The organism is Thalassolituus sp. UBA6592, from assembly GCF_002433655.1.
In the GTDB taxonomy this organism is placed as follows: Bacteria; Pseudomonadota; Gammaproteobacteria; order Pseudomonadales; family Oceanobacteraceae; genus Venatoribacter.
This window is the reverse complement of record NZ_DJIO01000053.1, coordinates 1-24,226: the sequence shown is the minus strand read 5'-3', so window position 1 is coordinate 24,226 and position 24,226 is coordinate 1. Positions and strand designations below refer to the sequence as shown.

The 24,226-nt window shown below is 52.7% G+C and carries 21 protein-coding genes; 11 read left to right on the top strand and 10 right to left on the bottom strand.

Translation table 11 applies throughout. The annotated features are described in order from the left end of the window. Positions 1-59: 59 nt before the first annotated feature. Positions 60-1,136 (bottom strand): alkene reductase, encoded by a 1,077-nt coding sequence (locus B2Z72_RS04785; protein ID WP_296980885.1) that lies wholly within the window; start codon positions 1,134-1,136, stop codon positions 60-62. A 295-nt stretch (positions 1,137-1,431) separates the two neighbouring features. On the opposite strand from B2Z72_RS04785, the gene B2Z72_RS04780 reads away from it, so the two are divergent. Then, the gene (locus tag B2Z72_RS04780; RefSeq protein WP_296980887.1) at positions 1,432-2,355 is read left to right on the top strand and encodes an NAD(P)-dependent oxidoreductase; all 924 of its coding nucleotides are present in this window, start codon (positions 1,432-1,434) and stop codon (positions 2,353-2,355) included. A gap of 103 nt (positions 2,356-2,458) precedes the next feature. Continuing rightward, positions 2,459-3,361, top strand: a complete 903-nt coding sequence (locus B2Z72_RS04775; RefSeq protein WP_296980890.1) for an EamA family transporter — start codon at positions 2,459-2,461, stop codon at positions 3,359-3,361. Between the two features lie 45 nt (positions 3,362-3,406). Here B2Z72_RS04775 and B2Z72_RS04770 read toward each other — a convergent pair whose 3' ends face one another. Together B2Z72_RS04770 and B2Z72_RS04765 are read right to left on the bottom strand one after the other, a co-directional pair. Further along, positions 3,407-3,868, bottom strand: a complete 462-nt coding sequence (locus B2Z72_RS04770; protein ID WP_296980892.1) for a DUF1772 domain-containing protein — start codon at positions 3,866-3,868, stop codon at positions 3,407-3,409. A gap of 41 nt (positions 3,869-3,909) precedes the next feature. Continuing rightward, positions 3,910-4,812, bottom strand: coding sequence for an NAD(P)H-binding protein (locus tag B2Z72_RS04765; protein WP_296980895.1), 903 nt, complete (start codon positions 4,810-4,812; stop codon positions 3,910-3,912). A 171-nt stretch (positions 4,813-4,983) separates the two neighbouring features. Between B2Z72_RS04765 and B2Z72_RS04760 the strand changes: the two genes are divergently transcribed. The 4 genes from B2Z72_RS04760 to B2Z72_RS04745 all read left to right on the top strand — a co-directional run bounded on the left by B2Z72_RS04760 (position 4,984) and on the right by B2Z72_RS04745 (position 8,764). Next, positions 4,984-5,985: an AraC family transcriptional regulator gene (locus tag B2Z72_RS04760; RefSeq protein ID WP_296980897.1), complete on the top strand. Its 1,002-nt coding sequence runs from the start codon at positions 4,984-4,986 to the stop codon at positions 5,983-5,985. 180 nt (positions 5,986-6,165) lie between these two features. Continuing rightward, a complete protein-coding gene (gene rbsK / locus B2Z72_RS04755) occupies positions 6,166-7,119 on the top strand; it encodes a ribokinase (protein WP_296980899.1) in 954 nt (317 codons plus the stop codon). Between the two features lie 149 nt (positions 7,120-7,268). Beyond that, entirely contained in the window at positions 7,269-8,201 is a 933-nt protein-coding gene (locus B2Z72_RS04750; protein ID WP_296980900.1) for a DMT family transporter, read from the top strand. A gap of 65 nt (positions 8,202-8,266) precedes the next feature. Beyond that, complete coding sequence (locus tag B2Z72_RS04745) at positions 8,267-8,764, top strand: NlpC/P60 family protein (protein ID WP_296980902.1); 498 nt, start codon at positions 8,267-8,269, stop codon at positions 8,762-8,764. Here B2Z72_RS04745 and B2Z72_RS04740 read toward each other — a convergent pair. From B2Z72_RS04740 to B2Z72_RS04730, 3 genes are read right to left on the bottom strand one after another with little or no spacing between them, the layout of a single operon-like run. After that, positions 8,754-10,793 (bottom strand): FUSC family protein, encoded by a 2,040-nt coding sequence (locus tag B2Z72_RS04740; protein ID WP_296980904.1) that lies wholly within the window; start codon positions 10,791-10,793, stop codon positions 8,754-8,756. The genes B2Z72_RS04745 and B2Z72_RS04740 overlap by 11 nt on opposite strands. Positions 10,794-10,796: 3 nt before the next feature. Next, positions 10,797-11,657 (bottom strand): HlyD family secretion protein, encoded by an 861-nt coding sequence (locus tag B2Z72_RS04735; RefSeq protein WP_296980905.1) that lies wholly within the window; start codon positions 11,655-11,657, stop codon positions 10,797-10,799. A 3-nt stretch (positions 11,658-11,660) separates the two neighbouring features. Continuing rightward, complete coding sequence (locus B2Z72_RS04730) at positions 11,661-11,879, bottom strand: DUF1656 domain-containing protein (protein ID WP_296980906.1); 219 nt, start codon at positions 11,877-11,879, stop codon at positions 11,661-11,663. Between the two features lie 218 nt (positions 11,880-12,097). Here B2Z72_RS04730 and B2Z72_RS04725 point away from each other — a divergent pair, with 218 nt between their 5' ends. Next, the gene (locus tag B2Z72_RS04725) at positions 12,098-12,751 is read left to right on the top strand and encodes an LON peptidase substrate-binding domain-containing protein (protein WP_296980907.1); all 654 of its coding nucleotides are present in this window, start codon (positions 12,098-12,100) and stop codon (positions 12,749-12,751) included. On the opposite strand, the gene ubiM is transcribed toward B2Z72_RS04725, so the two are convergent. The 4 genes from ubiM to yegD all read right to left on the bottom strand — a co-directional run bounded on the left by ubiM (position 12,748) and on the right by yegD (position 18,391). After that, on the bottom strand, positions 12,748-13,983 hold the full coding sequence (gene ubiM, locus B2Z72_RS04720) for a 5-demethoxyubiquinol-8 5-hydroxylase UbiM (protein WP_349681238.1): 1,236 nt from the start codon (positions 13,981-13,983) through the stop codon (positions 12,748-12,750). The two genes, B2Z72_RS04725 and ubiM, sit on opposite strands and share 4 nt — an antisense overlap. A gap of 258 nt (positions 13,984-14,241) precedes the next feature. Then, the gene (locus tag B2Z72_RS04715; RefSeq protein ID WP_296980909.1) at positions 14,242-14,478 is read right to left on the bottom strand and encodes a hypothetical protein; all 237 of its coding nucleotides are present in this window, start codon (positions 14,476-14,478) and stop codon (positions 14,242-14,244) included. Positions 14,479-14,725: 247 nt separating this feature from the next. Further along, the gene (locus B2Z72_RS04710; RefSeq protein ID WP_296980911.1) at positions 14,726-16,492 is read right to left on the bottom strand and encodes a sensor domain-containing diguanylate cyclase; all 1,767 of its coding nucleotides are present in this window, start codon (positions 16,490-16,492) and stop codon (positions 14,726-14,728) included. Positions 16,493-17,026: 534 nt separating this feature from the next. Beyond that, positions 17,027-18,391, bottom strand: a complete 1,365-nt coding sequence (yegD, locus tag B2Z72_RS04705) for a molecular chaperone (RefSeq protein WP_296980912.1) — start codon at positions 18,389-18,391, stop codon at positions 17,027-17,029. A gap of 207 nt (positions 18,392-18,598) precedes the next feature. Between yegD and B2Z72_RS04700 the strand changes: the two genes are divergently transcribed. From B2Z72_RS04700 to B2Z72_RS04685, 4 genes are all read left to right on the top strand, one after another. Beyond that, positions 18,599-20,542: a methyl-accepting chemotaxis protein gene (locus tag B2Z72_RS04700; RefSeq protein WP_296980914.1), complete on the top strand. Its 1,944-nt coding sequence runs from the start codon at positions 18,599-18,601 to the stop codon at positions 20,540-20,542. A 295-nt stretch (positions 20,543-20,837) separates the two neighbouring features. Then, on the top strand, positions 20,838-21,842 hold the full coding sequence (locus B2Z72_RS04695) for a TRAP transporter substrate-binding protein (protein ID WP_296980915.1): 1,005 nt from the start codon (positions 20,838-20,840) through the stop codon (positions 21,840-21,842). 215 nt (positions 21,843-22,057) lie between these two features. Next, complete coding sequence (locus tag B2Z72_RS04690) at positions 22,058-22,540, top strand: NADAR family protein (RefSeq protein ID WP_296980916.1); 483 nt, start codon at positions 22,058-22,060, stop codon at positions 22,538-22,540. Between the two features lie 65 nt (positions 22,541-22,605). After that, positions 22,606-23,940 (top strand): hypothetical protein, encoded by a 1,335-nt coding sequence (locus tag B2Z72_RS04685; protein ID WP_296980917.1) that lies wholly within the window; start codon positions 22,606-22,608, stop codon positions 23,938-23,940. The last annotated feature ends 286 nt before the right edge of the window (positions 23,941-24,226 follow it).

The window sequence follows — 24,226 nt, the reverse complement described above, 5'->3', positions numbered from 1 at the left end:
GCTTAAGTGAACAGCATTGCGGTTATAACCGGGCTTTTTTACGTCTGAGCAGACATGATTTATTTACTCAGAGCAGGGTAGTCGGTATAGCCTTCGGCACCCGCGCTATAAAATGTCTCAGGGTTAGCCTGGTTCAGGTCTGCGCCCGATTCAATGCGATAAGGCAGATCCGGGTTTGCCAGAAATGCCGTACCGAAGGCGACTGAGTCTGCACCGGAGGCAGCAATCAGATCCGCCGCTTCCTGAGCGCTGTATCCCATATTGACCATCAGATGGCCGTGGTAGGCTTCACGGACAACAGGAATAACATCAGCCTGTTGCTGACCAAAGAAATCCGCGCGCATCACATGCAGGTAGGCCAGGTGGTATTTATTCAGCATCTCGCCCAAATAACGAATCCAACTGACCGGGTCACTTTCTTTCATACCGTTAAAGCTGTTCAGTGGTGACAGACGCAGGCCGGTCCGCTCACTGCCGATTTCGGCGGTCACAGCATCCAGCACCTCACGCAGAAAGCGACTGCGGTTTTCCAGCGAACCGCCGTACTCGTCAGTGCGCTGGTTGGCGCTCTCGCGCAGGAACTGATCAATCAGATAGCCATTGGCGCCATGCACTTCGACACCATCAAAACCTGCTGCGACAGCATTGGCAGCGGCCGCGCGGAAGTCTTCAACAATATCGGTAATTTCCGACTGAGTCAGAGCGCGTGGGACTGTGTAGGGTTTTTTCCCCTGCGGAGTGTGAGTTTCATCGTCGATGGCTATCGCACTTGGTGCTACACATTTTTTGCCATCATTTAACAGCGGATGAGCGGCACGGCCGGCATGCCAGATTTGCATAAAAATGCGTCCGCCGGCAGCGTGTACTGCGTCGGTTACTTTCTTCCAGCCATCGATCTGCTCTGGCGAATAAATCCCCGGATCATTACCAAAAGCGGAGGTGCCCTCAGTGATCATGGTGCACTCTGTAATTAACAGGCCGGCGGAAGCACGCTGGGCGTAATACTCTGCCATCAGCTCATTGGGCAGGTGACCGGGTGCACGGCAGCGGGTCAACGGGGCCATATTAATACGGTTAGGCACATCCATATCGCCGATACTGACCGGTGTAAAAAGTGTCGATAATTCAGCAGGCATCATGTTCTCCAGATGTTCGATGACTTAGGCGTCTGAGATAAGCATATGGGATTATTCTCTGCCGATAAAAAGAACTGTAACAGTGAACACATTGTTCACAAATTGGGATAGTCGTACCAGCCAGGTATCGGATGGTATAGCCCTGATTTTTGTAGTGACTTTTGTTGCAGTCCGGCACCGGCGGTTTTAACTGGTATTTTTTAAAAGCCAGCGGCTGTGGCTTACGGACGCTGCTGCCTTTTCATTGACCGCAGAAAGCCAGCCAGATATGGTCTTTTAATTTTGGAGACTGGCCATGTATAAAGCCGTAATTCTGGATGCTGCCACCATGGGCGATGTGGATTTCACTCCCATCGCCAATGAGGTAAGCGAACTGGCGGTTTTTGCAGAAACCAACCCGCAGAATCTGGAAGAGCATATCGGTGATGCCGAACTGATCATCACCAACAAAGTGCTGATTCCGGATCATGTGATGGAAGGGCGTAAGGCCATTCTGTTGCTGGCTACCGGCACCAATAATATCGATATGCAGGCGGCCGCGGAGCGTCAGCTGCCGGTTCTGAATGTGAAAAATTACGGCACAGATTCCGTTGCACAACACACCCTGATGCTGATGTTATCGCTGGCCGGACGTTTGCCACAGTATCAGCAGGAGCTGAAAGAGGGCGCGTGGCAACGGAGCCCGTTCTTTTGTCTGCTCAATCACACGACGACCCAGTTAAGTGGCAAAACACTGGTTATTGTTGGTCAGGGGGTACTTGGCAGTGCGGTGGCGAAACTGGCTGAAGCGTTTGGCATGACGGTGGTGTTTGCCGCCCGCCCGGGCGCGCAGAATGATTCCCGTCCGACATTTGCAGAGTTGTTGCCACACGCGGATGTGATCAGCTTTCACTGTCCGTTAAATGAGCACACCCGGGAACTGCTGAATAAAAACAATCTAAATGAAGTGAAACCCGGCGCTCTGGTGATCAACTGCGCCCGCGGCGGCATCATTGACGAGCGGGCGGCACTGCAGGCGCTGCAGAGCGGTGTATTGGGTGGTCTTGCGCTTGATGTGCTGCCAAGTGAACCACCTCGGGCAGGGCATCCGGTGCTGGAGGCGCTTGGCGCCGATCAGGCGCTGAATCTGATTGTGACACCACACAATGCCTGGATCAGCCCTCAGGCCCGGCAGAATATCATTACACTGACGGCTGAAAATATCCGCTCCCTGGCATAAGCTATGGATTGCATTCTCTGATGGAATGCAAAGTATAAAAGTAATTCCTTTTACAAATAGTTGGTGGCGGTCCATCCTTCGCGTTCGATGAACCGGAGTTATTATGTGGATCGCCATTACCTTATTTGCGGCTGCCTGCCAGTCTTTCAGAACTGCGTATCAGAATACGCTGTCCCGTGAAGCGGGATTCCTGCACGCGACCATGTCGCGCTCTCTTTATGGCCTGCCTCTGGTTTCTGTTTATCTGATTGTCTGCTGGCAGATTTTCGGTGCTACGGACTTCGGCAGTACGGATTCTGCGGCTGCGAATGCAGCAAGGTTTTTTATTGCTGCTACTGCCTGTGCCATTGCTCAGATTCTGGCGACTTATTTTATGCTGCGGGTGTTTCATTCCGGCAGTTTTGCTCTGGGTACTTTGCTGGCAAAAACTGAAGCTGTGCTGGCTGCTTTAATCGGCCTGCCGGTGTTACATCACACACTGAGTATGTCCGGCTGGGCGGGGGTGATTCTCGGGGTCGCCGGGGCGCTGATTATGAGTGTTAAATGGCGCAAGCTGTTAAGCGCGCACAAAGATATGTCGCTTATTCTTGGCCTTGCCAGTGGCCTTTGTTTTGCCATTACATCCGTTGCCGCATCGGTTGCCAGCCATGCTTTATCAGGCTCGTTGATTACCAATGCCGGTGTTACTCTCTGGTATGTGCTGGCGTTGCAATCCCTGATTCTGTGCTCCATTCAGATCGTGAAGTCCGGCGATCTGCTGGCGCCGTTTCGTGCCAATATCCGTCTCAGCTGTAAAGTCGGGGTATTAAGCTCACTCGGTTCTATTGGCTGGTTTACCGGGTTTGCTCTGGTCAATCCGGCCCTGGTTAAAACCCTTGGACAGGCAGAAATTATCGGTACCCTGTACTTTTCCAAACGCCGGTTTGGCGAAAAAATCACCCCGCAGCAATGGTTCGGTGGTGCATTAATTCTGATCAGTGTGATTCTGGTTACCGTACGATTTTAATCCGCTCATTAATCGTTACCGGTTTCTGCTTCCATTGTTGAAAAGTCAGGAGCTGCCAGCGGCGTACAGCGCCGCTGCACCCAGTACTGAACTGATTGTGCGCACATGATTCCAACGTGTCCAGCGCTGCAGATACTCAGCCCAGAACGGATTTTTGCCGGAGCTGCTGTGGGCTGCTTCTAAGCGTTTGTTGAGCGGTACATTACATACTGCGGTACAGGCAAACATGCCGAGAATATAAACGGCAGACCCCATAAACAGCAGCGCATCAAACTGAACCAGCAGGTTGAGCACAATTATGAATGCTGCAAGCCCGCTGGAGAGGAAAAACAGCGGTAAAAACAGTGAATGTAAAATCACCTGATTGATTTTAACCATGACTTCGGCGCCATTTCTGATCTGTGCCAGCGACTGCATAACAAACACAGAAAAAACAAAATACACGCCACCCATGACTGCCATGCTGATCATGGAAATAAACACCAGTACATTCATCAGATCGTCCACGCTGTTTTCCTTTTTTTTATATGCTCAGTTTTTGCCGTTTATCAAGCACTTGCCGGCGCTGCAGTCTGTCTTTCATCAACCGGCCACAATCCGGCTTTGAGGGTTTTGCTGACGTACTCAGCAAAAGAGGTTGGCTGACGTCCCAGCGCCTGCTGTATGCCATTGGTCAGCTGAGAATTGCGGCCATCCAGCACCTGAGTAAACAGCTCCTGCAACAAATCACGTATGTCTGCCGGTACCTGCTGCTGTGCCAGCGCTGCAAGCCAGAGGTCGGCAGGTACCGTGCGGTAATGGATAGTGCGGCCTGTCTGCTGTGCAATCTCTGCTACACAATCGGCAAAGGTCAGCAGTTGTGGGCCGGTCACTTCAAACACGCGGTTGCGCAATGTTGGTTGAGTCAGCGCGGCAACAACCACGTTGGCAATGTCATCGGTATCGACAAACGGCTCCTGCACTGCGCCGGCGGGCAGACACAGTTCGCCGCTGATAATGCCTTCTGCCATAAAACTTTCACTGAAGTTCTGGGCAAACCATGAAGCGCGCACCACGTTCCATTGCAGGTTACTGCTGATCAGTACCTGTTCTGCCCGCTGCGCTCCGTCTTCGCCACGCCCGGACAACAGCACCAGGTGCTCAACGCCACAGTCTTCTGCTGTACGCACCAGTTGGCGGATATCGGCTTCTGCCTGCGCGACGGCGAGATCCGGCTGATAGGTAATGTAAAGCGACTGAACGCCCTGCAGAGCGTCAGGCCAGGTTGCCGGGTGATGCCAGTCAAAGGCAGTACTGCTGCTGCGCGACAGCGCAAGGACGTTATGGCCCGCTGCGCGCAGGCGCTGCACAACGCGCTGACCGGTTTTACCGCTGGCGCCGATCACGGCAAATTCGCCTGCGGCGGAAGAGGAGGCAGATACAGCACTGCCAGTGATAGTTCTTTGTGTCATGGTGAACTCCTGGGATGTGTCCGGGTTGTTTAAGATATGAACAGTGTGTAGGCTGATGGCTGGATGAACAATCACAGAAATTCCTTTAATTATTACCAATCGTCCTGATCTGCGATCGGATGATCGCCTTCATTGAAGGACTGGCCTGCTAAGAATTGAGGAGCCTGCCAGATGTCAGAGCGTGAGATTCCGCCGTCCCATGATCCTTTAGGGGAGGTACTGCAACTGCTGAAACTGAGCGGCACACTCTATTGCCGTTCGCATCTGACAGCGCCGTGGAGTGTTGAATTTCCTCCTTTTGAACACAGCCTGATGTTCCATATCGTTGCTGCCGGGCAGTGCTGGCTGCACGTGGATGGTCAGCCTGCGCGTTTGCTGAAAGAAGGACATCTGGCTTTGTTACCCCATGGTCAGGGACACTGCATCAGTGGTGGTGCGGATCCGCTGGCTGGTGAGCGGGAGAAAGGTCAGGGCTGCTGTCAGGGGCTGTTTGATATTCCGGTGGAAAAAGTCAGTGAACGGCTGGAGGTCATGCACTTTGGCGGCGGTGGTGAAGCGAGTAGTCTGATCTGTGGCGTCGCCCGCTTTGATCATCTTACCGGACTGGAACTGACGCGTTGTCTGCCGCTGGTCATTCATATTGATCAGCTGGCGGAGGAAGAACAGCAGTGGCTGCACAGTTCAATGCGCTTTATCGAACGTGAGGCGGCGAACCCCGGTCCGGGCAGTGAAACCCTGATTACCCATCTGGCGGATATTATGATTCTGCAGGCGATCCGGCACTGGATTAAACAATCCGGTGACACCGGACCGGGGTGGCTGACGGCATTACGTGACCGGCAGATTGGCCGGCTTCTGGCGGCGTTTCACCGGCATCCTGAACAGGACTGGCCGATGTCTCGCATGTGTTCTGTGGCTAATATGTCGCGCAGTGTTTTTGCACAGAAATTCACCTCTCTGATGGGCGAGCCCGCCGGTCGTTATATCATCCGCTGGCGCATGATGGCAGCAAGGGAAATGCTGCAGAACAGCAACCGTGCGCTGGCGGATATTGCGCAGCAATCCGGCTACGCCAGCGAAGCGGCATTCAGTCGTGCGTTTAAACGCGAATTTAACCGATCACCGGGCAGCGTGCGTTCTGAAAGCAGAATAATGCCGCAGCTGTCGGCGTAAAATAAATTACAGTAAGTGCTGAATGCTGCAGGAATTGTGCTGATTCCGGCGGTAAACATGAACCGTCGCGCACAATAAATTGACCTCATGCGCACGGATTTTATTACGCTTGCGTGACGAAGCCTGCATCCAATACTCTTAGTGTTTTGTTCGCAAACTGAAGGGCAGTGTGCCGCTTTTATGAAACGTCTGACGGTACTGGGCAGCGTGAATGCTGACCATGTTTTAAATGTCTCCCGCTTCCCGCAACCGGGTGAAACGTTAACCGGCCATAATTACCGTGTTATCCCCGGTGGTAAAGGAGCCAATCAGGTGGTTGCAGCGGCGCGCATGGGCGCGGCTCCGGCATTTATCGCTATGGTTGGTGAAGACGCTTTTGGTGAACAGATGCTGAGTGCTTTTGCCGAAGATGGCATTGATACCCGCGCCGTTATGACGGCCGTGGGAAAACCTTCAGGCATTGCCATTATTCAGGTGAACAGTGAAGGCGAAAACAGCATCTGTATCGCGCCGGAAAGTAATGCCTGTCTGACACCAGAACGCCTGACGCAGCATCTGCTATTAATTCATCAGGCGGATTGCCTGCTGATGCAACTGGAGACGCCGCTGGACACTCTGATGCTGGCGGCAAAAGAGGCGGTAAAACACAACACTCAGGTCATCCTGAATCCGGCACCGGCGACGGTGCTATCCGATGAATTTCTGCAGTTAGTGGATGTAATTACGCCGAATCAGACAGAGGCTCATGCCCTTACCGGGATCGTGGTCAGTGACGGTGACAGCGCTGCTCAGGCTGCGCAGGTTTTGCACGAAAAAGGCATTCCGCTGGTGATTATTACCCTCGGCAGTCAGGGCGCCTGGGTCAGCCGCCGGACGGTTGATGATGCTTCTGCCGGGATAGTCTCCGGAAAAATGGTGCCGGGCTTTCATGTGGAGGTTCGTGACACCACTGCGGCGGGGGACACATTCAATGGCGCGCTGGCCTGTTGTCTGCTGGAAGGTAAGCCGTTAACCGATGCGGTTCGTATTGCCCATGCTGCTGCGGCCGTGTCGGTTACCCGTGATGGCGCGCAGCCATCGGTTCCTCTGCGTCAGGAAGTTGAAGCCTTTATGCGCAATGCGGCTGTGCTATGACAGCTGCTGGAGTGACAGGTACTGAAGAGAGCAGCGCTGTAATAATTGTTGCTGCTGATTGTTGCGGTAAGGGGATCATACTTGTTTAAAAAGAAGCGTAGCCAGCGTGCCATAATTGCGGCTTTTACAATGGCAGTGCGGTTATTACATTGAGCTTGTTAACGAACACCCGTCAATCTTTCAAAAATATTCGATCCTCCGGCTTTCTGCTGACCTGTGCGCTGCTGTTACTGCCCCCTTTGTTCTGGGCCGGTAATTTTATTATTGGCCGCGCGGTACGCGATGAAATCCCGCCGGTGACTTTGTCCCTCTATCGCTGGATCATTGCTTCGCTGGTGCTGTTGCCATTTGCCTGGAAAGCACTGCAGCGCGATCGTCAGCTTTACTGGCAGCATCGCTGGCTGATCCTGGGAATTTCTCTTACTGGTATTACCGCATTCAATTCGCTGATTTATCTGGGTCTGCAAAGTACCCAGGCTGCCAATGGCATTATTCTTAATTCGTTTATCCCCTTGCTGATTGTTCTTCTGGGCGGGCTGTTTTTTGGCTACAGCGTTGGCCGTCTGCAGATTGTCGGTATGGTGGTGTCGTTCGCCGGTGTGCTGGCCATCGTAATGCGTGGGGATACTCAGATTCTGGCCTCACTGAATTTCGCCCACGGAGATCTGATTCTGCTGGTGGCGATGGTAGTGTGGGCGCTGTACACCATTGGTCTGAAAGCGGTACCGGCGGGAATTAACCGTACCGGGTTATTGCAGGTGCAGATGGCTACCGGCCTGGTGTTTCTGCTGCCGTTCTGGGGCTGGGAACTGGCCTCCGGGCAAACCCCTGTATGGAACATGCATTCTGTTCTGTCACTGGCCTACGTCGGCATTGTGCCGTCGGTACTGGCTTACCTGCTGTATAACGCCTGTGTGGCGCGCTTAGGCCCGGCCAGAGCTGGTCTGTCTATTCATCTGATGCCGCTGTTTGGCGCCGGATTGTCGGTGGTCTACCTCGGCGAACAGATACATCTTTACCATATAATTGGTGCCATTCTGATATTCGGCGGTATTCTGTTAGCCAGCCGTCAGCGTAGCTGAAAGCTGGCAAACGGTCACAGGGCGAAATTCAGGCCATACAGCCAAGCAGAAAAGGATCTGCCAGCATGAAAAATCTGATGGTGCCGGTAATGTTTGTTGCCGTGCTCAGCACAGGTTGCAGCAATATGGTTTCAGTCGATCAGGCTCTCGGGCCTGCAGCGCCGATACCAAAGGCCAGTGCGGCGCAGCAGCAGGATATTAAAAACCTGATCTACGCTCAGTATGAGCAGTGGAAGGGTACACCTTACGCGTATGGCGGTGTAAACCGCAGTGGTATGGATTGCTCCGGTCTGGTGTACGTCACCTATCGCGATGAATTCGCCACTCAGTTACCGCGTACAACCGCAAAGCAGATGTATTCCGGCACTCAGGTGCGCCGCGATCAGCTGCAGCCTGGGGATCTGGTATTTTTTAATACCAGTTATAAATCCCGTCATGTCGGCATTTATATCGAAGACAAAAAATTCCTGCACGTTTCCACGTCAAAAGGCGTGATGATTTCACGCCTTGACGATTACTACTGGAAAGACCGCTTTACGCAGGCGCGCCGCGTTATCCGCTGACGCTGGCCGCGGTGCGTTTAAACGTCAGCTGCAGACGGTTACTGATCCCTTCAATCAGATCCCGGGTCTGCTGCGGACATTGAGTGCTCTGCAGATCGTTGAGTAATTGCCGCGAAGCCTTATCAAAATCCTCATTCGCAATTCCACGGGATGCGTCCAGATAGGCGTCGGCCAGCGCGGAATGCCAGCGGCTGAAACTTGCCGGATACTCCTCATCAGGAATGCTTTTCAGATAGTGCAGCACAGTCAGGATTGCGTGGCCAAGGTTCAGGCCGGTAAAGCCAAGGTCGGTCATGGAGCGGTCTTTATTACCGGATGCCATATCGTAAGTAGACAGCTTCAGCAGACGCTCACCCATACGGCCGTTGTACCAGTCACGTGGTGATTCATGATTGAGCAGGTCGCGCAGATCACGGGTGGTGGATTCCAGCAGACGGTGTTGCAGACGTTTGCCTCCCGGAGGCGTAATCAGGGTAAAAATCACGGCCAGTACCGCGATACCACACAAAATGGCGAGACCGATACTGACCGGCACATCGGCGCTGAAACTCATGCCCGGACCGGGCCGGACAATAATGGTAAACGGAATACAGAAGCCCAGCCCAAAGGGCAGCGTGGGGCGGTTGGCAAGTAGCAGCAGGCCAAGAAAATAGGGCAGTGCCAGCACCAGAATCAGAACTTCGTAATCACCACTGCTGCGTGCCAGTATAGACAGTGCCAGCAGACCAACCGGAATGGCCGCGAGGGCACCGATCATCAGGCTTTTGAAGACCAGCTTGAGAATGGTGCCAGGCAGACGCGAGAACATGATGGAAAAGACCACCGGCAGAATCATCATCATAATGGCGGCAAAGCTGCCGGTGGCCATCCAGATCACGGCGCCAACGGTAAATACCAGACCACTGCGGATGGCGTTAACTGCGCCCAGTAGGGGTTCTCTGTGCGGTTGCAGGCGGGTTGCTCCGGCCAGTTGCTGATCAGGTACCGCCAGTGCCTGATACGCCCGCAGGATTAATCCCAGGGCGGTCACCAGTTCAGCAGCGGTTTGCGTCATGCGCGTTTCCAGCGGCGACTGATCACTGCGTTCGCCAAAGTCCAGTACCCGGCGGCGCAGTTGCTGGTTCTCCAGATACGCCTGTTCGTAGTCGGTGACTTCCGCCACCCGGATAAAGCCGGCGCGCAGCTGCTGCAGAAACTGGCTGAAATCGGCGGACATCAATTCCGGATGATTGCGCTGAAAGCGGCCGAGAATCTGTGCCATCGACAGCAGCGACATAATGCGGTTACACAGCAGAGAAATAGCACGACTGCGGGCCGGACCTTTAGGGCCTTCATAAAAGACGGCACTGGCATCATCCGTCATTGCCATCACAGATTCGAGAATGCTGTCTGCATGCTGGTGACGTCCGTCGTGGGAGCCGTTGGGGTCCAGCTCCAGTGCCAGATACTGCATGCTCTTGTTGATGGTGGTGCGCGCACTCATACGCAGACCGGCAATCACGGTGACCGGCCAGAACAGCCGGCTCACCAGCACGGCACAGACAGTACCGACGCATATTTCACTGATACGCGCCTGCGCGATGCTGAAGGCTGTCTGGCTGTCGGGGGTATTGCTGCTGAAAAACAGCAACACCACCATAGCAGCGGTCATGCCACACATGGCGAAGCCATAAGTGAAGTTCATGCTGTGCACGTAGGCGGCGAGACCGGAATTCAGGGCTATCCAAAGCGCCAATAACGTCAGGGCAATCAGCGGATAGGGCATAAATACGTCGAGAATCATCAGCCCGAACAGGCCGCCCAGGGTCGACCCGGCGATCTGAATAAAGCCTTTTTCGATCACCAGGCCGCTTTCCGGACGTACCTGCAGAAAAATGGCAGACACCATGGCCCAGTATGGGCGGTCGAGTTGCAGATACATGGCCATAAACAGCGACAGGGCCATGGAGATTACGCCTTTGGAGGCAAAAATCACGGCCCTGCGCTCGGGCAGCATCAGGGTGTTTAAGACCAGACTCAGACGCGACATAGATCAGTCGTCAGCCAGTTGAACACTGACGGTCATACCGGCACTGAGGTTGATATCCGGAGGCAGCTTATCAAAGCGGATATCGACCGGAATCCGTTGCGCCAGGCGCACCCAGTTAAAGCTCTGCTGCACCTGTGGCAGCAGCTGTGAATCGCCGGAGGTGTTGGTATTGGCGATGCCTTTGCCTATGCTGACCACATGGCCTTCCAGTGCCTTGCCGCCACTCATCAGCTGTACGTAAGCGGTCTGACCAATATGGATATGCTGCAGCTTGGTTTCTTCAAAGTAACCGGTGACATAAAACGAACCGGATTTTACCAGCGACAGTACCGGTGTTCCTTTGTTGACGTAATTGCCGTTGCTCAGACCCAGATTAACAATACTGCCGGCTACCGGCGCCATCACTTTACTGCGCTCAACATCGATCATGGCGGTGTTGAGCTGCGCCTGTGCGAGATCATAGCTGGCACGGGCTGAGTCCATCTGGATGCGGTAAACGTCCAGATCATCAGCGCTGATATTCTGATTTTTGTTCAGTTTTTTGCGTCGGTCGTACTGATGTTTAGCCAGCTCCCAGGTGTAGCGTGCCTGTTCGGCGCGGGCTTTATTTTCAGCCACAGCGGCTTCATAACGGGCATCATCAATGCGGAACAGGACATCTCCTGCGTTTACCTGCTGATCGTTGCTAACGTTCAGTTCACTGATCCAGCCGGAGACATCCGGCGAGATGGTGATCACATCGGCACGGATGCGTCCGTCGCGCGTCCACGGCGAATGCAGGTAATAATTCCACACCCAGTAACCGGCGCCAATGGCGACCAGCAGAATAAACAGATTAATAACGATACGCAGTGGTTTCTGCATAAATTAGTACCTTCCTGTCACAGCGATGGTTAACGCGAGAAAAATAATAAAAAGGGAAATATCGAGCCAGGCTTCGTTCCAGTAAGCGGTATGCCATAACTGAAAACGCATATTGACCCGGTGCAGTGCCCAGCGGAACAACACGGTAAAAAGCAGGGCCAGTGGGATGTACAGCGCCAGCGGGCTGAACAACATGCCACCGAAAGATATTTCCATCAGCATAGCGGGGTCTTTTTCATCCAATGATGGGTAAACATAGCAGTAACAGATAGCCGACTGTCAGAAAATGTTGCAAAAGTAGGAGAAGATTTTACCATTTGACCATCAATAAAGATCTGTCGTTGCAGAGTTCTGTTTTGGTTTCTCTGTTCCGTTGCTGTTATCGACCGCAGGTACTTAGCGGTCGTTGCGCAGACTAAAATTCACTAAGAGGAAGTACCATGGCGGAAATCTGTATTTTCCCGATTCCCGGGTGCGTTACCTTTCCCGGTACTGTTTTTCCACTGCATGTCTTTGAGCCACGTTATCGCGAAATGATTCAGCGCTGTCTGGATGAAAATAAGCTGGTGGCCATCTGCCATACTCAATCAGTGATCAGTCCGGCGAAGCCCACAGAAAATATGCGCGAAGCGCTCAGTTCCAACCAGGCAACATACCGCCCGTACGATGTATTCAGTGCCGGCTTGTGTGAGCTGACGGACACCACAGATGATGGGCGCCTTTATCTTAATGTACATATTCAGCAACGTTATCGCTTAGGCCAGGCGGTGCAATTATTGCCGTACCAGATTTACGAATGCGAACCCTTTGACGACCGTGCGCCAACCGCCGCAGAGCAGAGCGATAACGAACAGCTGAAAGATAAAATTCTGCATCGTCTGCTGGCGCTGTTGCAGGCCGATGCTGACGCCGATGACACCATCAGTGACTTGCTGCAATCGGACGAGTGGCAGAGCATGGATGCAGAGACTTTCAGCTTCCGCTTGTTTGGCATTATCCGTTTCGATGCTGAAATTCTGCAGGAATGTCTGCAGCTGGATAATGCCAATGACCGGCTTTCATTTACCCTGTCATTACTCAACGGCGAGGTTTAAAACACCCGCAGTCGTGGATGCTGTTCGCTCATCAGTTTATGACGGATCGCCTGTTTCAGTGGTGGCAGATGATTGCTGATGCGCAGTACAGCGGTACGCAGTAATCTGGCCGGCAGGCGGTCATCTGTGAACAGTCCGACCACGGTATTGGTGCCGTGATAAAGCACCCGGGCGTTGGGCATGTGCTGTTGCTGGTAGGCGGCAAGCACCTGAGTATCCCAGAATGGTCGTTGGTTTTTACAGGCTTTCATAATTTCACTGGCAAGCAGATCCTGACCGCTCAGACCAAGATTGAAACCGTGCGCAGTCACCGGGTGCATGCCGACGGCTGCATCGCCTACCAGAGCAAAACGCTCACCATAAAACTTACGTGCGTGTACACCTACCAGAGGGTAGTGATAGCGTTCACCGCATTGCTTCATGCTACCCAGGCGATTGCCCAGACGCTGAGCGACTTCGTTGTTAAAGGCCTCTTCGCTCATCTGCAGCAACTCAGATACCTGTGCTGAGTTGACGGTGATAACCACAGAGCAACGGTACTCATCCAGCGGTAACACGGCCAGCGTACCGCCGTAGAAGAAACATTCCAGGGCGGTGTGATGGTGGGGCTGTTCATGCTCCATGACGCACAACAAAGCACTGCGGCCATAGTCATTGTAGTCAGAGGCGATACCCATCTGATTGCGCGTTGCTGAAAAGCGCGTATCAGCAGCGATCACCAGCGAGGCAGACAAGGTTGTGCCGTTATCCAGCGTGATATAGCCGCCGCTGGCATCAGTACGCACGTGCTGTACGTTGGTGTTGTCGAGCAGCGTTGCAGCCTCGCTGGCGGCAAATTCGGCAAAAATGGCGCGGCGGATATTCTGGTTGGACACCAGATAACCCAAAGGGCCTTTAATGTTTGCCGGAGCATCAAAGTGCAGGCGGTAGTCCGAACGGCCGTTGAGCACACTGGCAGCCATTAACGGGTGGATGTTTCCGTCGCCCAGCCGTTGCCAGCTGCCATGGGCATGCATCAGTTTCTGCGACAGGTGAGTGAGCGCGATTTCCCGGCCATCGTAGGCGGGTGCCTGTAAGGTATCTGCAGGCTGTTTCTCGATGATTGCTACCTTCAGGCCACTGTCGCGCAGTGACAGCGCAAAACTGAGTCCGGCCGGGCCGGCGCCAATAATGGCGATATCATAATCCATACTGCTCTCCCATCGGTGAAGAGCGGATTCTAGGTCAGGCACAGGGGCTGGAAATTGACACAGATTATGAAAGGTTATTGCTGGTGGTGGCACGCTGAATTCGCCGGGCCTCGGTGATAGTGCACTGATGCTGCAGTGATGCTAAGCAGACACTACAGTCATGCTCCACGGATAAAACACGTTACTGCACAGCTACTGCAGCGAAAGGAAACAGATACAGCCCGGATCAGCAGGCGAAGACTGCTGGCAGCAGGGCAGTCTTTACCCGTAGTTGAAACCGCTGGAGATGTTCTCTGTGGCTCACCCGGAAATGGTGGTCAGCATTTCCTTCAGCTTTTCCTGTTTTTTCAGAAAGGCGCTGCGCTTTTTTTGTTCCTTTTCGATCATGGCGGCCGGTACGCGGGAAATAAATCCCTCGTTGTTCAGCTTGTTTGAAATGCGGTGAATTTCATCTTCGAGGCGTGCAACCTCTTCGTGAATACGGGCAATTTCCTGTCCCTTGTCCTTCAGTTCTGGCATACGGATATCTACCTCCATGGCGATATGCTGTCGTCTACTGCTCAGCGATTTATTGTTGCTTTAACTGAAAGTATAGCCAGTAATCCGGAAATTTCCTGCCGGATCGGCGCAAGGTGCTGACGGCCGGTTTCTTTTAAAGCCGCAACTAAAGCCCCCGACTATAGGCACAGATAAAGCTCCGACCATAGCCACAGCTAAAGCCAGAGCAGCGTCAGCATGTATCTGATTTCAGGGGATATTTTTATAAATAACCCCGGTTGCTCTGTCAGACTTCCTGCGGCGCCGTAAACACCTGATTGCGGCCGTTGGACTTGGCCTGATAAAGCGCCTGATCGGATCTGTGGATCAGCTCATCGGATGAAGATTCGCCTCGCGGATCACAGGCTACGCCCAGAGAGCAGGTGACCGATGGGATGTCCATAGTACGGGTCTGAGACTCCAGGGTTTTGCGGATACGTTCGGCCACTTCGGCAGCATCCTGTGCATTGGTGGCGGGCAGAATTAACATAAACTCTTCGCCGCCGAAGCGGGCGAGAAAGTCGCCCGGGCGGATACAGGATGCAATGATCAGCGCGCTGGCGGTGATGACCCGGTCACCGACCAGATGGCCATGGTCATCATTCACATATTTGAAGTGATCAAGGTCGATCATGATCACGGAAATCGGCAGCCCGCCTTCGCGGGCGTAGCTCAGTTCCTGCTTCAGTTTGGTGGTCAGGGCGCGGCGGTTGTATATGCCGGTAAGGGCGTCCTTCTGGGAAATATTGCGCAGCTCGCGGTTGGCTTTCTGCAGGTCCTCTGTGACCCGTGAAATAAAATACATCAGTCGTTTCAGACGCGCCAGATCCCGTGAACTGGTGACAGGTGGTGTCAGATCTTCAGACATATCGCTGCTCAGCTCTGTACTCGCTGGTGTTTCGCTGAAAGCAATGCTGACGATGGTGGCGTTGAGAACGTTGTCCTGGCCACTGCTGCTGTCGATTTCACCGTAACTGAAAAAGCCGCCGGCATTGGACTGGTTCAGGTAAGGGCTGACTTCCAGATTGGGATTGCCGTTAAGAAAACTCAGACGGGATACACAGGAAAATGTCAGTACGGCTTCGGGCTGAAAACGCTTCATATCAGCGTTAAAAAAGTCGAGGTTTTCCATGATGCTGTTGATATCACCATAGGCGAACTGCACCTGATCACCGCGGCGGATATCGGCAACGAAGGTCATCTGTTGCTGGTCAGTAACGGCAAAAGGTACCCGGGCAATATTGATACCGTTGCGGCGGACGATAAACGGAAACTCCATGGCATGGGAGAAAAAGTCATCGTTATCAAAACCAATAAAATGGTTGTACAGCTGAGCCGCTGAGCGATGGTTGATCGAGTCTACGACATTATCCTGAGCTAAAGTGATGGTCATCACTTCGCCGAAGGGAATCCAGCCCAGATGGTGGGTGGATTCCAGACGCAGGGATTTGCCATAAAAAGCGATGGCGATAAAGCCGGATGTCAGGATGTTTTTGTCCAGCATCATTATGACTTTATGGATGTCCGGGTGACCGCCAACTCCGGCGCCAAAAACAGGAATGCCTTCCATATGGGCATAGAGACCGGCGTAAAAATCGGACACATCAAGCATGGTCGGAGAAAATAGCAGCATAACGCCGGATGGGCGCAGTGGTGCTTCATTCAACAGGCGGTCGGCCAGGTTCTCTCCGCTTTCGTAGCTTTTGTGGCCACTTTGTTCGGCAGGAATGCTGTAACCCTGTACCCAGGAGGAATCAAAGATCATCAGTGAAATCTGGGTATGATTCTGCTCGTTTACCGATGTATCTATGGTGGCCGGACAGTTGCCGCCGGTGACGGTGGCGGTTGGCAGGTACCTGTTAATCTCAGCACGGACATCTGTGAACCATTTTTCCTCAGATAAGGAGGAATAGACGCCGGCAAGAATCCGTTTATTTTTAACGTCTGCTGGCAGAGCGTTGAGCCATTCGGTCAGCTCAGGCAGCGCAGAAATATTATAAACAAGGTGCTGCATCCATTACTCCGTGAAGTCCGGCTCTGCCGTGATTGTGTTCTGTCTTCATTCAAATTACGCACATCTTTAACAATAGTGCAGAAGTAGCCAGTGCGTAAGGTAATCTCAAACAGTCAGAATTTAATGGTTCTGCTGACTGGACATATTAAGACAATGTGCTTCCAATAATAGAGTTTGTCTCCGCGATATAGCGTTAAAATATTACCGACCATTTCTGACATCTACTGAGTAATATCAAAAACCTGGACAGGTTGATACGTGTAAATACGAATTAAGCTTCGGAAAAGCACGATATTTAAGCTGCGGGTGTCTGTTGGCAAAAATGCCTGATCGGGAATCGCCAGCCGGCCAGAAGAAAAGGAAACAACTGATGAAAGAATCGGAAGAAAGAAACGGAACGATCGTTAGAAATAAACGGCAGAAAGAAGGCAGAAGAAAAACCTGGAAGGACTGAAACGCTTTAAATCTCAGGAAATGGGGCGCTTACCGTCCCATTTCCTGATTTTGCTGTAACAAGAAACGTGGCCTGTTTAATCAGGCGTAAATACGACGTGACCACTCGGTCAGGCCGGAGACGACACTGCCGAAGTGATCGCCATCCAGCAGCGGAACGTCGCCTGCGGCAGCTTTGGCGGCCTGTTGAATGACCGGTGAGCGGGCACTGCCGCCGGTAACGAAAATGAGATCCGGCTGACAGCCACTCTGGGCAACAGCTTCCGTCATCAGCTCAGCGATACGGCTCAGAGGGCGTTCAATAGCGCCTGCCAGCTGCGTACGCTGAATCTCCTGTTGCAGATCCGCTTCAACAAAATCCAGCTTCACACTGACACTGCCGGCATCGGATAGCGCAATTTTTGCTTCTTCCGCACTGCGCACCAGTTGCTGATTCTGTTTGTTATTGCGCAGGCGGATAAAACGCTCAATCAGATGCGGTTCACTGCAGTCGCGCTGCAATTGCTCCAGGTACAGGCCTGTTTCCAGACTGCTGAAGCGGGTCAGGGCGGATACATCGTTGGTGGCAACGGCGTCGAGGAAGGTTCGGGTCGGCATTGGCTTACCGCTTTTCATGGCTGACTGCATTCCGAAGAGTGGCATCAGCTGATCAGCGGCCAGGCGGATGTCGAGATCGTTACCGCCGATCCGCTCCCCGGTATGAGCAAGGAAATCAGCACGGCGATCCTGTTTCTGAACATGATCAGGGCCCATGCGCACCACTGCACAGTCTGACGTACCACCGCCGATATCCATCACCAGAACGGTTTTATTTTCGCTCAGGCTGCGTTCAAAACTCAGACCGGCAGCAATGGGTTCGTAAAGGAACTCCACTTCTTTAAAACCACTGCGTTTGGCGGCGGTGGTCAAAATGGCAATGGCCTGGGCATTGCTCTGTTCGGCATTCACCCCCTGAAAATTGACCGGCCGGCCAATCACGGTATGGGTGAGTTCATGTCCGGCGGCGGCCTCTGCACGGCGTTTGGTGGTCTGCATCATGGCCGTGACTATGTCTTCAAAAAAATGAACAAATTCAGGCCTCAGGCCGCTGGCACCAAGAAAGGATTTAGGCGACTTAATAAAATAGCCTTCTTCAGGATCGGCAAAATAGTGGCGGAAGGCTTCCTGACCGACAAACATCACCTGTTCTGCAGGCGTCAGATCAAGTTCGTTGCGGGCGCGCAGGGCAGCCTGTAACTGGCCTTTGCGCAGGTTAACGAAGTCGCTGCGCTCATCTGTCTGCTGAATGCCGTGGCTCACCTGCTCACAAATCAGTTCCCGGGCCCAGGTGTAAAGCGCGGAGGGCATAAAGTGCCGTTCCCCATCGACCGGCAGCAGACGGATATTGCCGTCCTCAGGGATTCCGATTGCGCAGTTGGATGTACCGTAGTCAAAACCACAGATCATTGGCAGCTCCTGATGCTGTTCGCCGGGCAGTAAACCGGGAGGTAAAAAAGCCGCGCAAAATAACATATCCGGACTACACGTTGAAGCTCAGGGGCAGCTTTGAATTGTTGGTGCGGCGGTACAAAAAAGCGCGCTGATACTCTTGTTAGCGGTATTTCTGACTACACTCAATATGTACTGGGTCTGGTACATCAGTCAGGAGGCCATATGTCGATCAAAACCCGTTTATTAATCGCTCTGCTGTCAGCTGTTGTTTTGCCACTGGCGATTATTGCCGTACTGGTTACCTATAAAGTCAGGGATCAGGTTTTTAATAATTTTGTCGAGCGGGCCGGGGCTGAGGTTAATCATATCGATAAGGCGTTCACCCTGTATCTGACTGGGCTGGCAGAAGATGCGGCCTATCTCGCCCGCAGTCGTCCTGTGCGTAATTTAACGGCTGCAACAACGACCTACATGGATTCCCCGAAAAACACGTTTTCTGAACGCAGTGGCAGTGCGGAAGCAGAGGCTTTCGCCATGATGGAAGCCTATGGCGAAGCACGTCCGGATCTTGCTTATGTGTTTCTGGGGCTGGAAAACGGTGCCTACGTGCAATGGCCCAGTGGTGAGTTAGGCAATTACGATCCACGTAAACGTCCGTGGTATCAGTCGGCTGTGAAACAACCGGGTAAACCGGTACGGGCACCAGCCTACAAAGATGTATTTACCGGTGCCCCGATTCTCGATTATCTGCACACCTTTGAAACGGATACCGGCCTGAAAGGCGTGGTTGGTGTGGATGTGACGCTGAAAAAGCTGGCGGATATGGTGAACAGCGTAAAATTTGGCGAAGAAGGCTACCTTATTCTGGTGGAAGAAACGGGAGTCATTCTTGCCGACGGCAGCAACAGCGAAAACAGTTTTAAAACAGTCAGTGATCTGGGGGATGTCTATCAGCAAATGATCGCTGCTGATGGCGTTTCTGAAGTGTCGCTTGGCGGACGCCGTTGGTTGGTGCAAACCGTAACGTCTCCCGGTCTTGGCTGGAAATTTGTTGGCCTGATTCCTGAGTCCGAAGTATTTGCTACCGCGAACGAATTGCGCAATGGCATTATCCTGGTCACGCTTATATTGGTCGCAGCGTTTACTTTTATCGGATTCTGGATCAGCGGGCTGATCGCCCGTCCTATTGTTGAGGTCACCCACGGGCTGGAAGAATTTGCCCAGGGTGGCGGCAATCTGACCCGGCGTCTGGACGTAAAAGGCAGTGATGAATCGGCGCAGATGGCGGCTGCTTTTAACCGCTTTGTGGCCTCTATTCACGAGCTGGTCGGCGATATTAAGAACACTGCCGGCAGCATCAACCGGCAATCGGATCAGACGCAGTCGATGTCGTCTGATATGAGCCGGAGTGCGGATCATCAGCGCAACGCGATTGAGCAGGTTTCTACCGCATTTAATGAGATGGTGGCTACCGCCAATGAGGTCTCACGCTATTGCGCTGATACCGCGGCTTCAGCCGATGACAGTCAGCAACACGTTGATAAAGGCCATCAGTATATCGATCAGACCACCAAGGTGGTCAGTAAACTGGACAACGCAATCGACCAGTCGAATACGGCGATGGGGCTGCTGTCAGAGGAAACCCGCAATATCACCAGCATTCTCGATACTATCCGAGGCATTGCTGAGCAGACTAATCTGCTGGCCCTTAATGCTGCGATTGAAGCTGCCCGTGCTGGCGAGCAGGGCCGGGGCTTTGCTGTGGTTGCTGATGAAGTGCGCACACTGGCCGGACGTACGGCGGAATCCACCGAAGAAATCGACAGTCTGATTTCTTCGTTTGTCAGCCGCACAAAAGATGTTTCGGAAAAACTGTCCAGTAGCCTTGAGTTTGCTCATGCGACAACGCAGGCAACATTGCAGACCGGCGAAGTGTTTGAAGAAATCCGCAGCTCAGTGAATGCAATCCGCGATATGGCGAATCAGATTGCGACCGCCGCTGAAGAGCAGCATCAGGCCGCAGAAGAAATTAACCGCAATATGAACAGTATTCATGCCGGTGCCGGTGACAGTGCCGAGAACGCCGGTTTGCTGAAACACAATGCTGAGGAGCTGAGTTCGGTGGCCAGCAGTCTGGATAAGCTGGTGTCTTCTTACCAAGTTTAGTACGCCTTAGTTGCTTGCAGGCAATGCTGGCGATTAATCCGGCATTGCTGTGGATGAATTTTCAGTTATTTCCTGTCTGCTTTGCGCATTTTTACGTAATACCATCTGCTCCGGGTTAAACCAAAAGGAGCAGAAAATCCCCTCGTAAGTATCATTCAAGCTGACGGTTAATGAGCTGATTCTTAAACAGCCTTTTCACAACCAGTTACAAAGGCACGATAACAATAACAGTAAACGTGCGTATGACTGTCTCTATCTGCAGTTATGACGGCGTTAATATGCGACGGGGAAGGGTATGAGCAGAATGACAGCAGGCAGCACGCCATTAGCCGGTTCAAAAATATTTACTACAACAGGGATTTTTCTGGCCTGTTGCTGGCTGTTACTGATTGCCCAGTGCGTGCAGGCCGATAAAATACGCTACAGCGCAATGACGCCACCTGAGCACGTCTGGACTCAGGTTCTGGAACGATTTTCTGCGGACCTGAAAAAGTCCTCCACCAATAGCATTGTGATGCGCGAATCGCGCTTTGCCAAATCCTTCGGCGAAGCCAATATTCTCAATATGCTGAAAACAGATCAGCTGCAGGTCGGTGTTGTTGCTGTCGCATCACTGACAACGCTTGATCCGTCTCTTAATGGTTGGCTGGTGCCTTATGCCTTCGACAGTACTGCGGAGATGGTCAAGGCCGGGCAATCTGCAGAAGCCTCGGCCATGCTGGACGACCTCGAAAAGCACAACCTGATTGCACTGGGCTACGTTTTCCCGGGGATGCGGCAGATGCTCAGTGTGGCGCCGATAAAAAGCGTTGCGGATCTCAGAGGGCGGCGCATTGGCACTTTCGAAAATGACATGTTTTATAACTGGTATCGTCAGCTGGGCATTGACCCACAGCCAACCCAGTTTATGGATGCTCTGGCGCGGCTGCGAAATGGCGATATCGATGCCATAGACTGTGATCTGGCCACCGCCTACGGCCTGCATCTGTATCAGGCGGCGGGCAATCTGGTTCTCACCAATCATATGGCTTTTCCGGGAGTGCTGGTGGTTTCCCGCGAGTGGTGGGGCAAGCTGAATGCCAGGCAGCAGACGCTGGTCCGTGAGAGCGCACAGCGTTCGATACAGTGGGGTCATCAACAGGTGGCGCAGCTGGAGAAACAGGCACTTAAGCAGTTGCGTGGCGAAGGTGTGCGGGTCATGACCGCCGGGGCCGGCGATTTTGGCGACGTCCCCACCAAACTGCGCGATTTTTATGCGGCAACCAACGCCAGACTGGGACGTTTCGCGGCTGCTCTCTAGGCACACCTTAAGGTGCAGATGTAGGTATAGCTGTAGCTGTAGGTATAGCTGCAGGTACAGCTGTAAGCACATCTGCGGGTTATCCTCAGACTTACTCTGAGGCTCACTTTGCTTGCGACCGGAGACATTTGCCGGACACATATCCATCTGACTTCAGCTGCCGCGCAACTTCGGATACTATGGTCCGTTGATAATCTGAACAGCAGAAGTATTTCATGTTCTTTAAACACCAGGACAGCCGTGAGCTGGAGAAGTCGCGTTACGAAGTGGCGCGCGATGATATAACCCATCCGTTATCTGCGTACGCACCTTATGCTTTTGAGCTGGACGGTGCGGAATGGCCCTCGGTTGAACACTATTATCAGGCGATGAAGTTTGAGGATGCGGAATATCGTGAACTGATCCGTGCGGCGGAAAATCCGGCGCGTGCTGCCAAGCTGGGCAAGGCCAGATTTAAAAAGCGCCGTAAAGACTGGAAGAAAAATTCAGTTACTTATATGACCCGTGGCACCTACATCAAATGCCGGACCCATACAGAACTGACGGAAATGCTGCTGGCGACAGAAGAGCTGGATATCAAAGATCTCACCATGTACGACTACTTCTGGGGCAGTGGCCGCGATATGCGTGGGCAGAACCGTTTCGGCAAAATGCTGATGGGGGTTCGTCAGAAATTAAAACAGGAAGGTACTGTTTAATACCATCTGCTGTTTAGTCTTTTTCTTATTACTCTGCATACCTGCTGAAAACTTAAGGACGAGTTATGAAGTCGCTGTTCATTGGTCTGGGTATTTTTATTAGCATCGTTTTAATTGTCGGCCTTATTTATATTGCCTGGATGATCTGGTCGTTTGTGTTTGTCGGGCAGAATACCGAACGACAAATCCGTAAACTGGATGACTACACTCTGTTGCTCGACGCTCAGGATGTCTCTGCCGGGGCGGTAAAAAATCGCCGTGTTTCTGTTGAGGAGGTTCCTTACCGTATTAATGACGGCAGGCCTCCTGAACCTTACATCCGCTTTCGCACAGAAGCGCCCTATGGGCAATGGCTGTTAATGGACGACGGTCGTGTGGTTGCGGGGCAGCGGGTATTTGATCAGGACCCGGGTAAAGACGTTGTCCGTCTTCCTTTGCCTGCAGCTGAGAATGTGAAAGCTACAGAACAGCGTCAGCAGGAACTCTGGCTGAGCATCGAACAGCGTCTGGATGCGGCAGAGGCTTCAGACAGCGACGATCCGCAACCTGATAATGCACCAGACTTGCCCGCACGGGCGCTGATTTTTAATGGCAGTCAGGTTCTGCTGGAAGAGCATGGCAAAGCGCTGCAGGTGTTGGGGCAGCTGACTGACAGGGTAAGCGGCGCTGCGCTCAATCTTGGGGTGGCATTTGCTGGCTGGCTGAATGATGAGCAGTTTGTGGTGGGTGGTTATCAGCACACAGACAAGGGGACTTTCACACCGCTTTATCAGATTGAGGTATCCGGCCTTAATGATTGGTTAAGCAGCCATACACCTGATGAGATAAGCGCTAAAAAGGAAAACCCGCTATCAGAATTAACTGAGTCGCCGGAAGCAACTGAACCATCAGACGTAGCTGAATCAGCAAAAGTCACTGATAAGGGTGATAGCAATAACACTTCGCCCGTATTGGAAGCAGATGCTCAGTTACTCTTCGCAGCACGTCATATCGCAACAGACAGCTATTATCTGCATGAAAAACTCCCGGATATTTATTGGTTTGATGATCTGAATGTGCGGGTCATGGTGTATTTCGTCGGCAGTCTCAGCTGGGGTTTTGGAGGCGACGTTAACCGGCCTAAATACAGTGTGGTACGGGTGTACAGTGATGACTATCCGTACGGGCAGGATATCGCCAGTTTCAGTTTTGCCGCAGGTATGATCCGGGACGTCAGTGCAGTAATGACGCCAGCAGGGCAGTTACAACTGACATTATTGGGTGATGTGCGTCGTCCGTCAGGTGCTACTGAAGAGAACAGCGAGAACAGCGATCAAGCGCAATCCGCTGAAGAGTCAGCAAACAGCCAAAAAGCAGAGAGGACTTCTCAGGCCATTCGTCAGTGGCAGATTCGCCTCTGATCTGTAAAGAATGGCGCTTTTAAGGGCAGGCTGGCCTGTTGCTGACAATTCTGTGCTTTGGTCTGTCCGGTTTATTTGAGTAATATGTCAGAAATATTTCCTGTCCGTATGGACAGATTTAAGGTCGCTCTCTGATCTGACCGATGTCAGATCTGACGATTCGGATGGTTGAATATTCCGGATCAAAAGCAGTAGTGAGGGGAGCGCAGTCACGAACGGATGCCGTGCCGCAAGGCTGACTAAGATGGCTTAGAGAAATACTTATGGTGAGTTCAACCGGTCAACG

Bases quoted from the DNA above. Each gene is read 5' to 3' on its own strand.
- B2Z72_RS04785 (WP_296980885.1), bottom strand. From the start codon at position 1,136: ATGCCTGCTGAATTATCGACACTTTTTACACCGGTCAGTATCGGCGAT.
- B2Z72_RS04780 (WP_296980887.1), top strand. From the start codon at position 1,432: ATGTATAAAGCCGTAATTCTGGATGCTGCCACCATGGGCGATGTGGAT.
- B2Z72_RS04775 (WP_296980890.1), top strand. From the start codon at position 2,459: ATGTGGATCGCCATTACCTTATTTGCGGCTGCCTGCCAGTCTTTCAGA.
- B2Z72_RS04765 (WP_296980895.1), bottom strand. From the start codon at position 4,812: ATGACACAAAGAACTATCACTGGCAGTGCTGTATCTGCCTCCTCTTCC.
- B2Z72_RS04760 (WP_296980897.1), top strand. From the start codon at position 4,984: ATGTCAGAGCGTGAGATTCCGCCGTCCCATGATCCTTTAGGGGAGGTA.
- rbsK (WP_296980899.1), top strand. From the start codon at position 6,166: ATGAAACGTCTGACGGTACTGGGCAGCGTGAATGCTGACCATGTTTTA.
- B2Z72_RS04745 (WP_296980902.1), top strand. From the start codon at position 8,267: ATGAAAAATCTGATGGTGCCGGTAATGTTTGTTGCCGTGCTCAGCACA.
- B2Z72_RS04740 (WP_296980904.1), bottom strand. From the start codon at position 10,793: ATGTCGCGTCTGAGTCTGGTCTTAAACACCCTGATGCTGCCCGAGCGC.
- B2Z72_RS04735 (WP_296980905.1), bottom strand. From the start codon at position 11,657: ATGCAGAAACCACTGCGTATCGTTATTAATCTGTTTATTCTGCTGGTC.
- B2Z72_RS04730 (WP_296980906.1), bottom strand. From the start codon at position 11,879: ATGCTGATGGAAATATCTTTCGGTGGCATGTTGTTCAGCCCGCTGGCG.
- B2Z72_RS04725 (WP_296980907.1), top strand. From the start codon at position 12,098: ATGGCGGAAATCTGTATTTTCCCGATTCCCGGGTGCGTTACCTTTCCC.
- B2Z72_RS04715 (WP_296980909.1), bottom strand. From the start codon at position 14,478: ATGGAGGTAGATATCCGTATGCCAGAACTGAAGGACAAGGGACAGGAA.
- B2Z72_RS04710 (WP_296980911.1), bottom strand. From the start codon at position 16,492: ATGCAGCACCTTGTTTATAATATTTCTGCGCTGCCTGAGCTGACCGAA.
- yegD (WP_296980912.1), bottom strand. From the start codon at position 18,391: ATGATCTGTGGTTTTGACTACGGTACATCCAACTGCGCAATCGGAATC.
- B2Z72_RS04700 (WP_296980914.1), top strand. From the start codon at position 18,599: ATGTCGATCAAAACCCGTTTATTAATCGCTCTGCTGTCAGCTGTTGTT.
- B2Z72_RS04695 (WP_296980915.1), top strand. From the start codon at position 20,838: ATGAGCAGAATGACAGCAGGCAGCACGCCATTAGCCGGTTCAAAAATA.
- B2Z72_RS04690 (WP_296980916.1), top strand. From the start codon at position 22,058: ATGTTCTTTAAACACCAGGACAGCCGTGAGCTGGAGAAGTCGCGTTAC.
- B2Z72_RS04685 (WP_296980917.1), top strand. From the start codon at position 22,606: ATGAAGTCGCTGTTCATTGGTCTGGGTATTTTTATTAGCATCGTTTTA.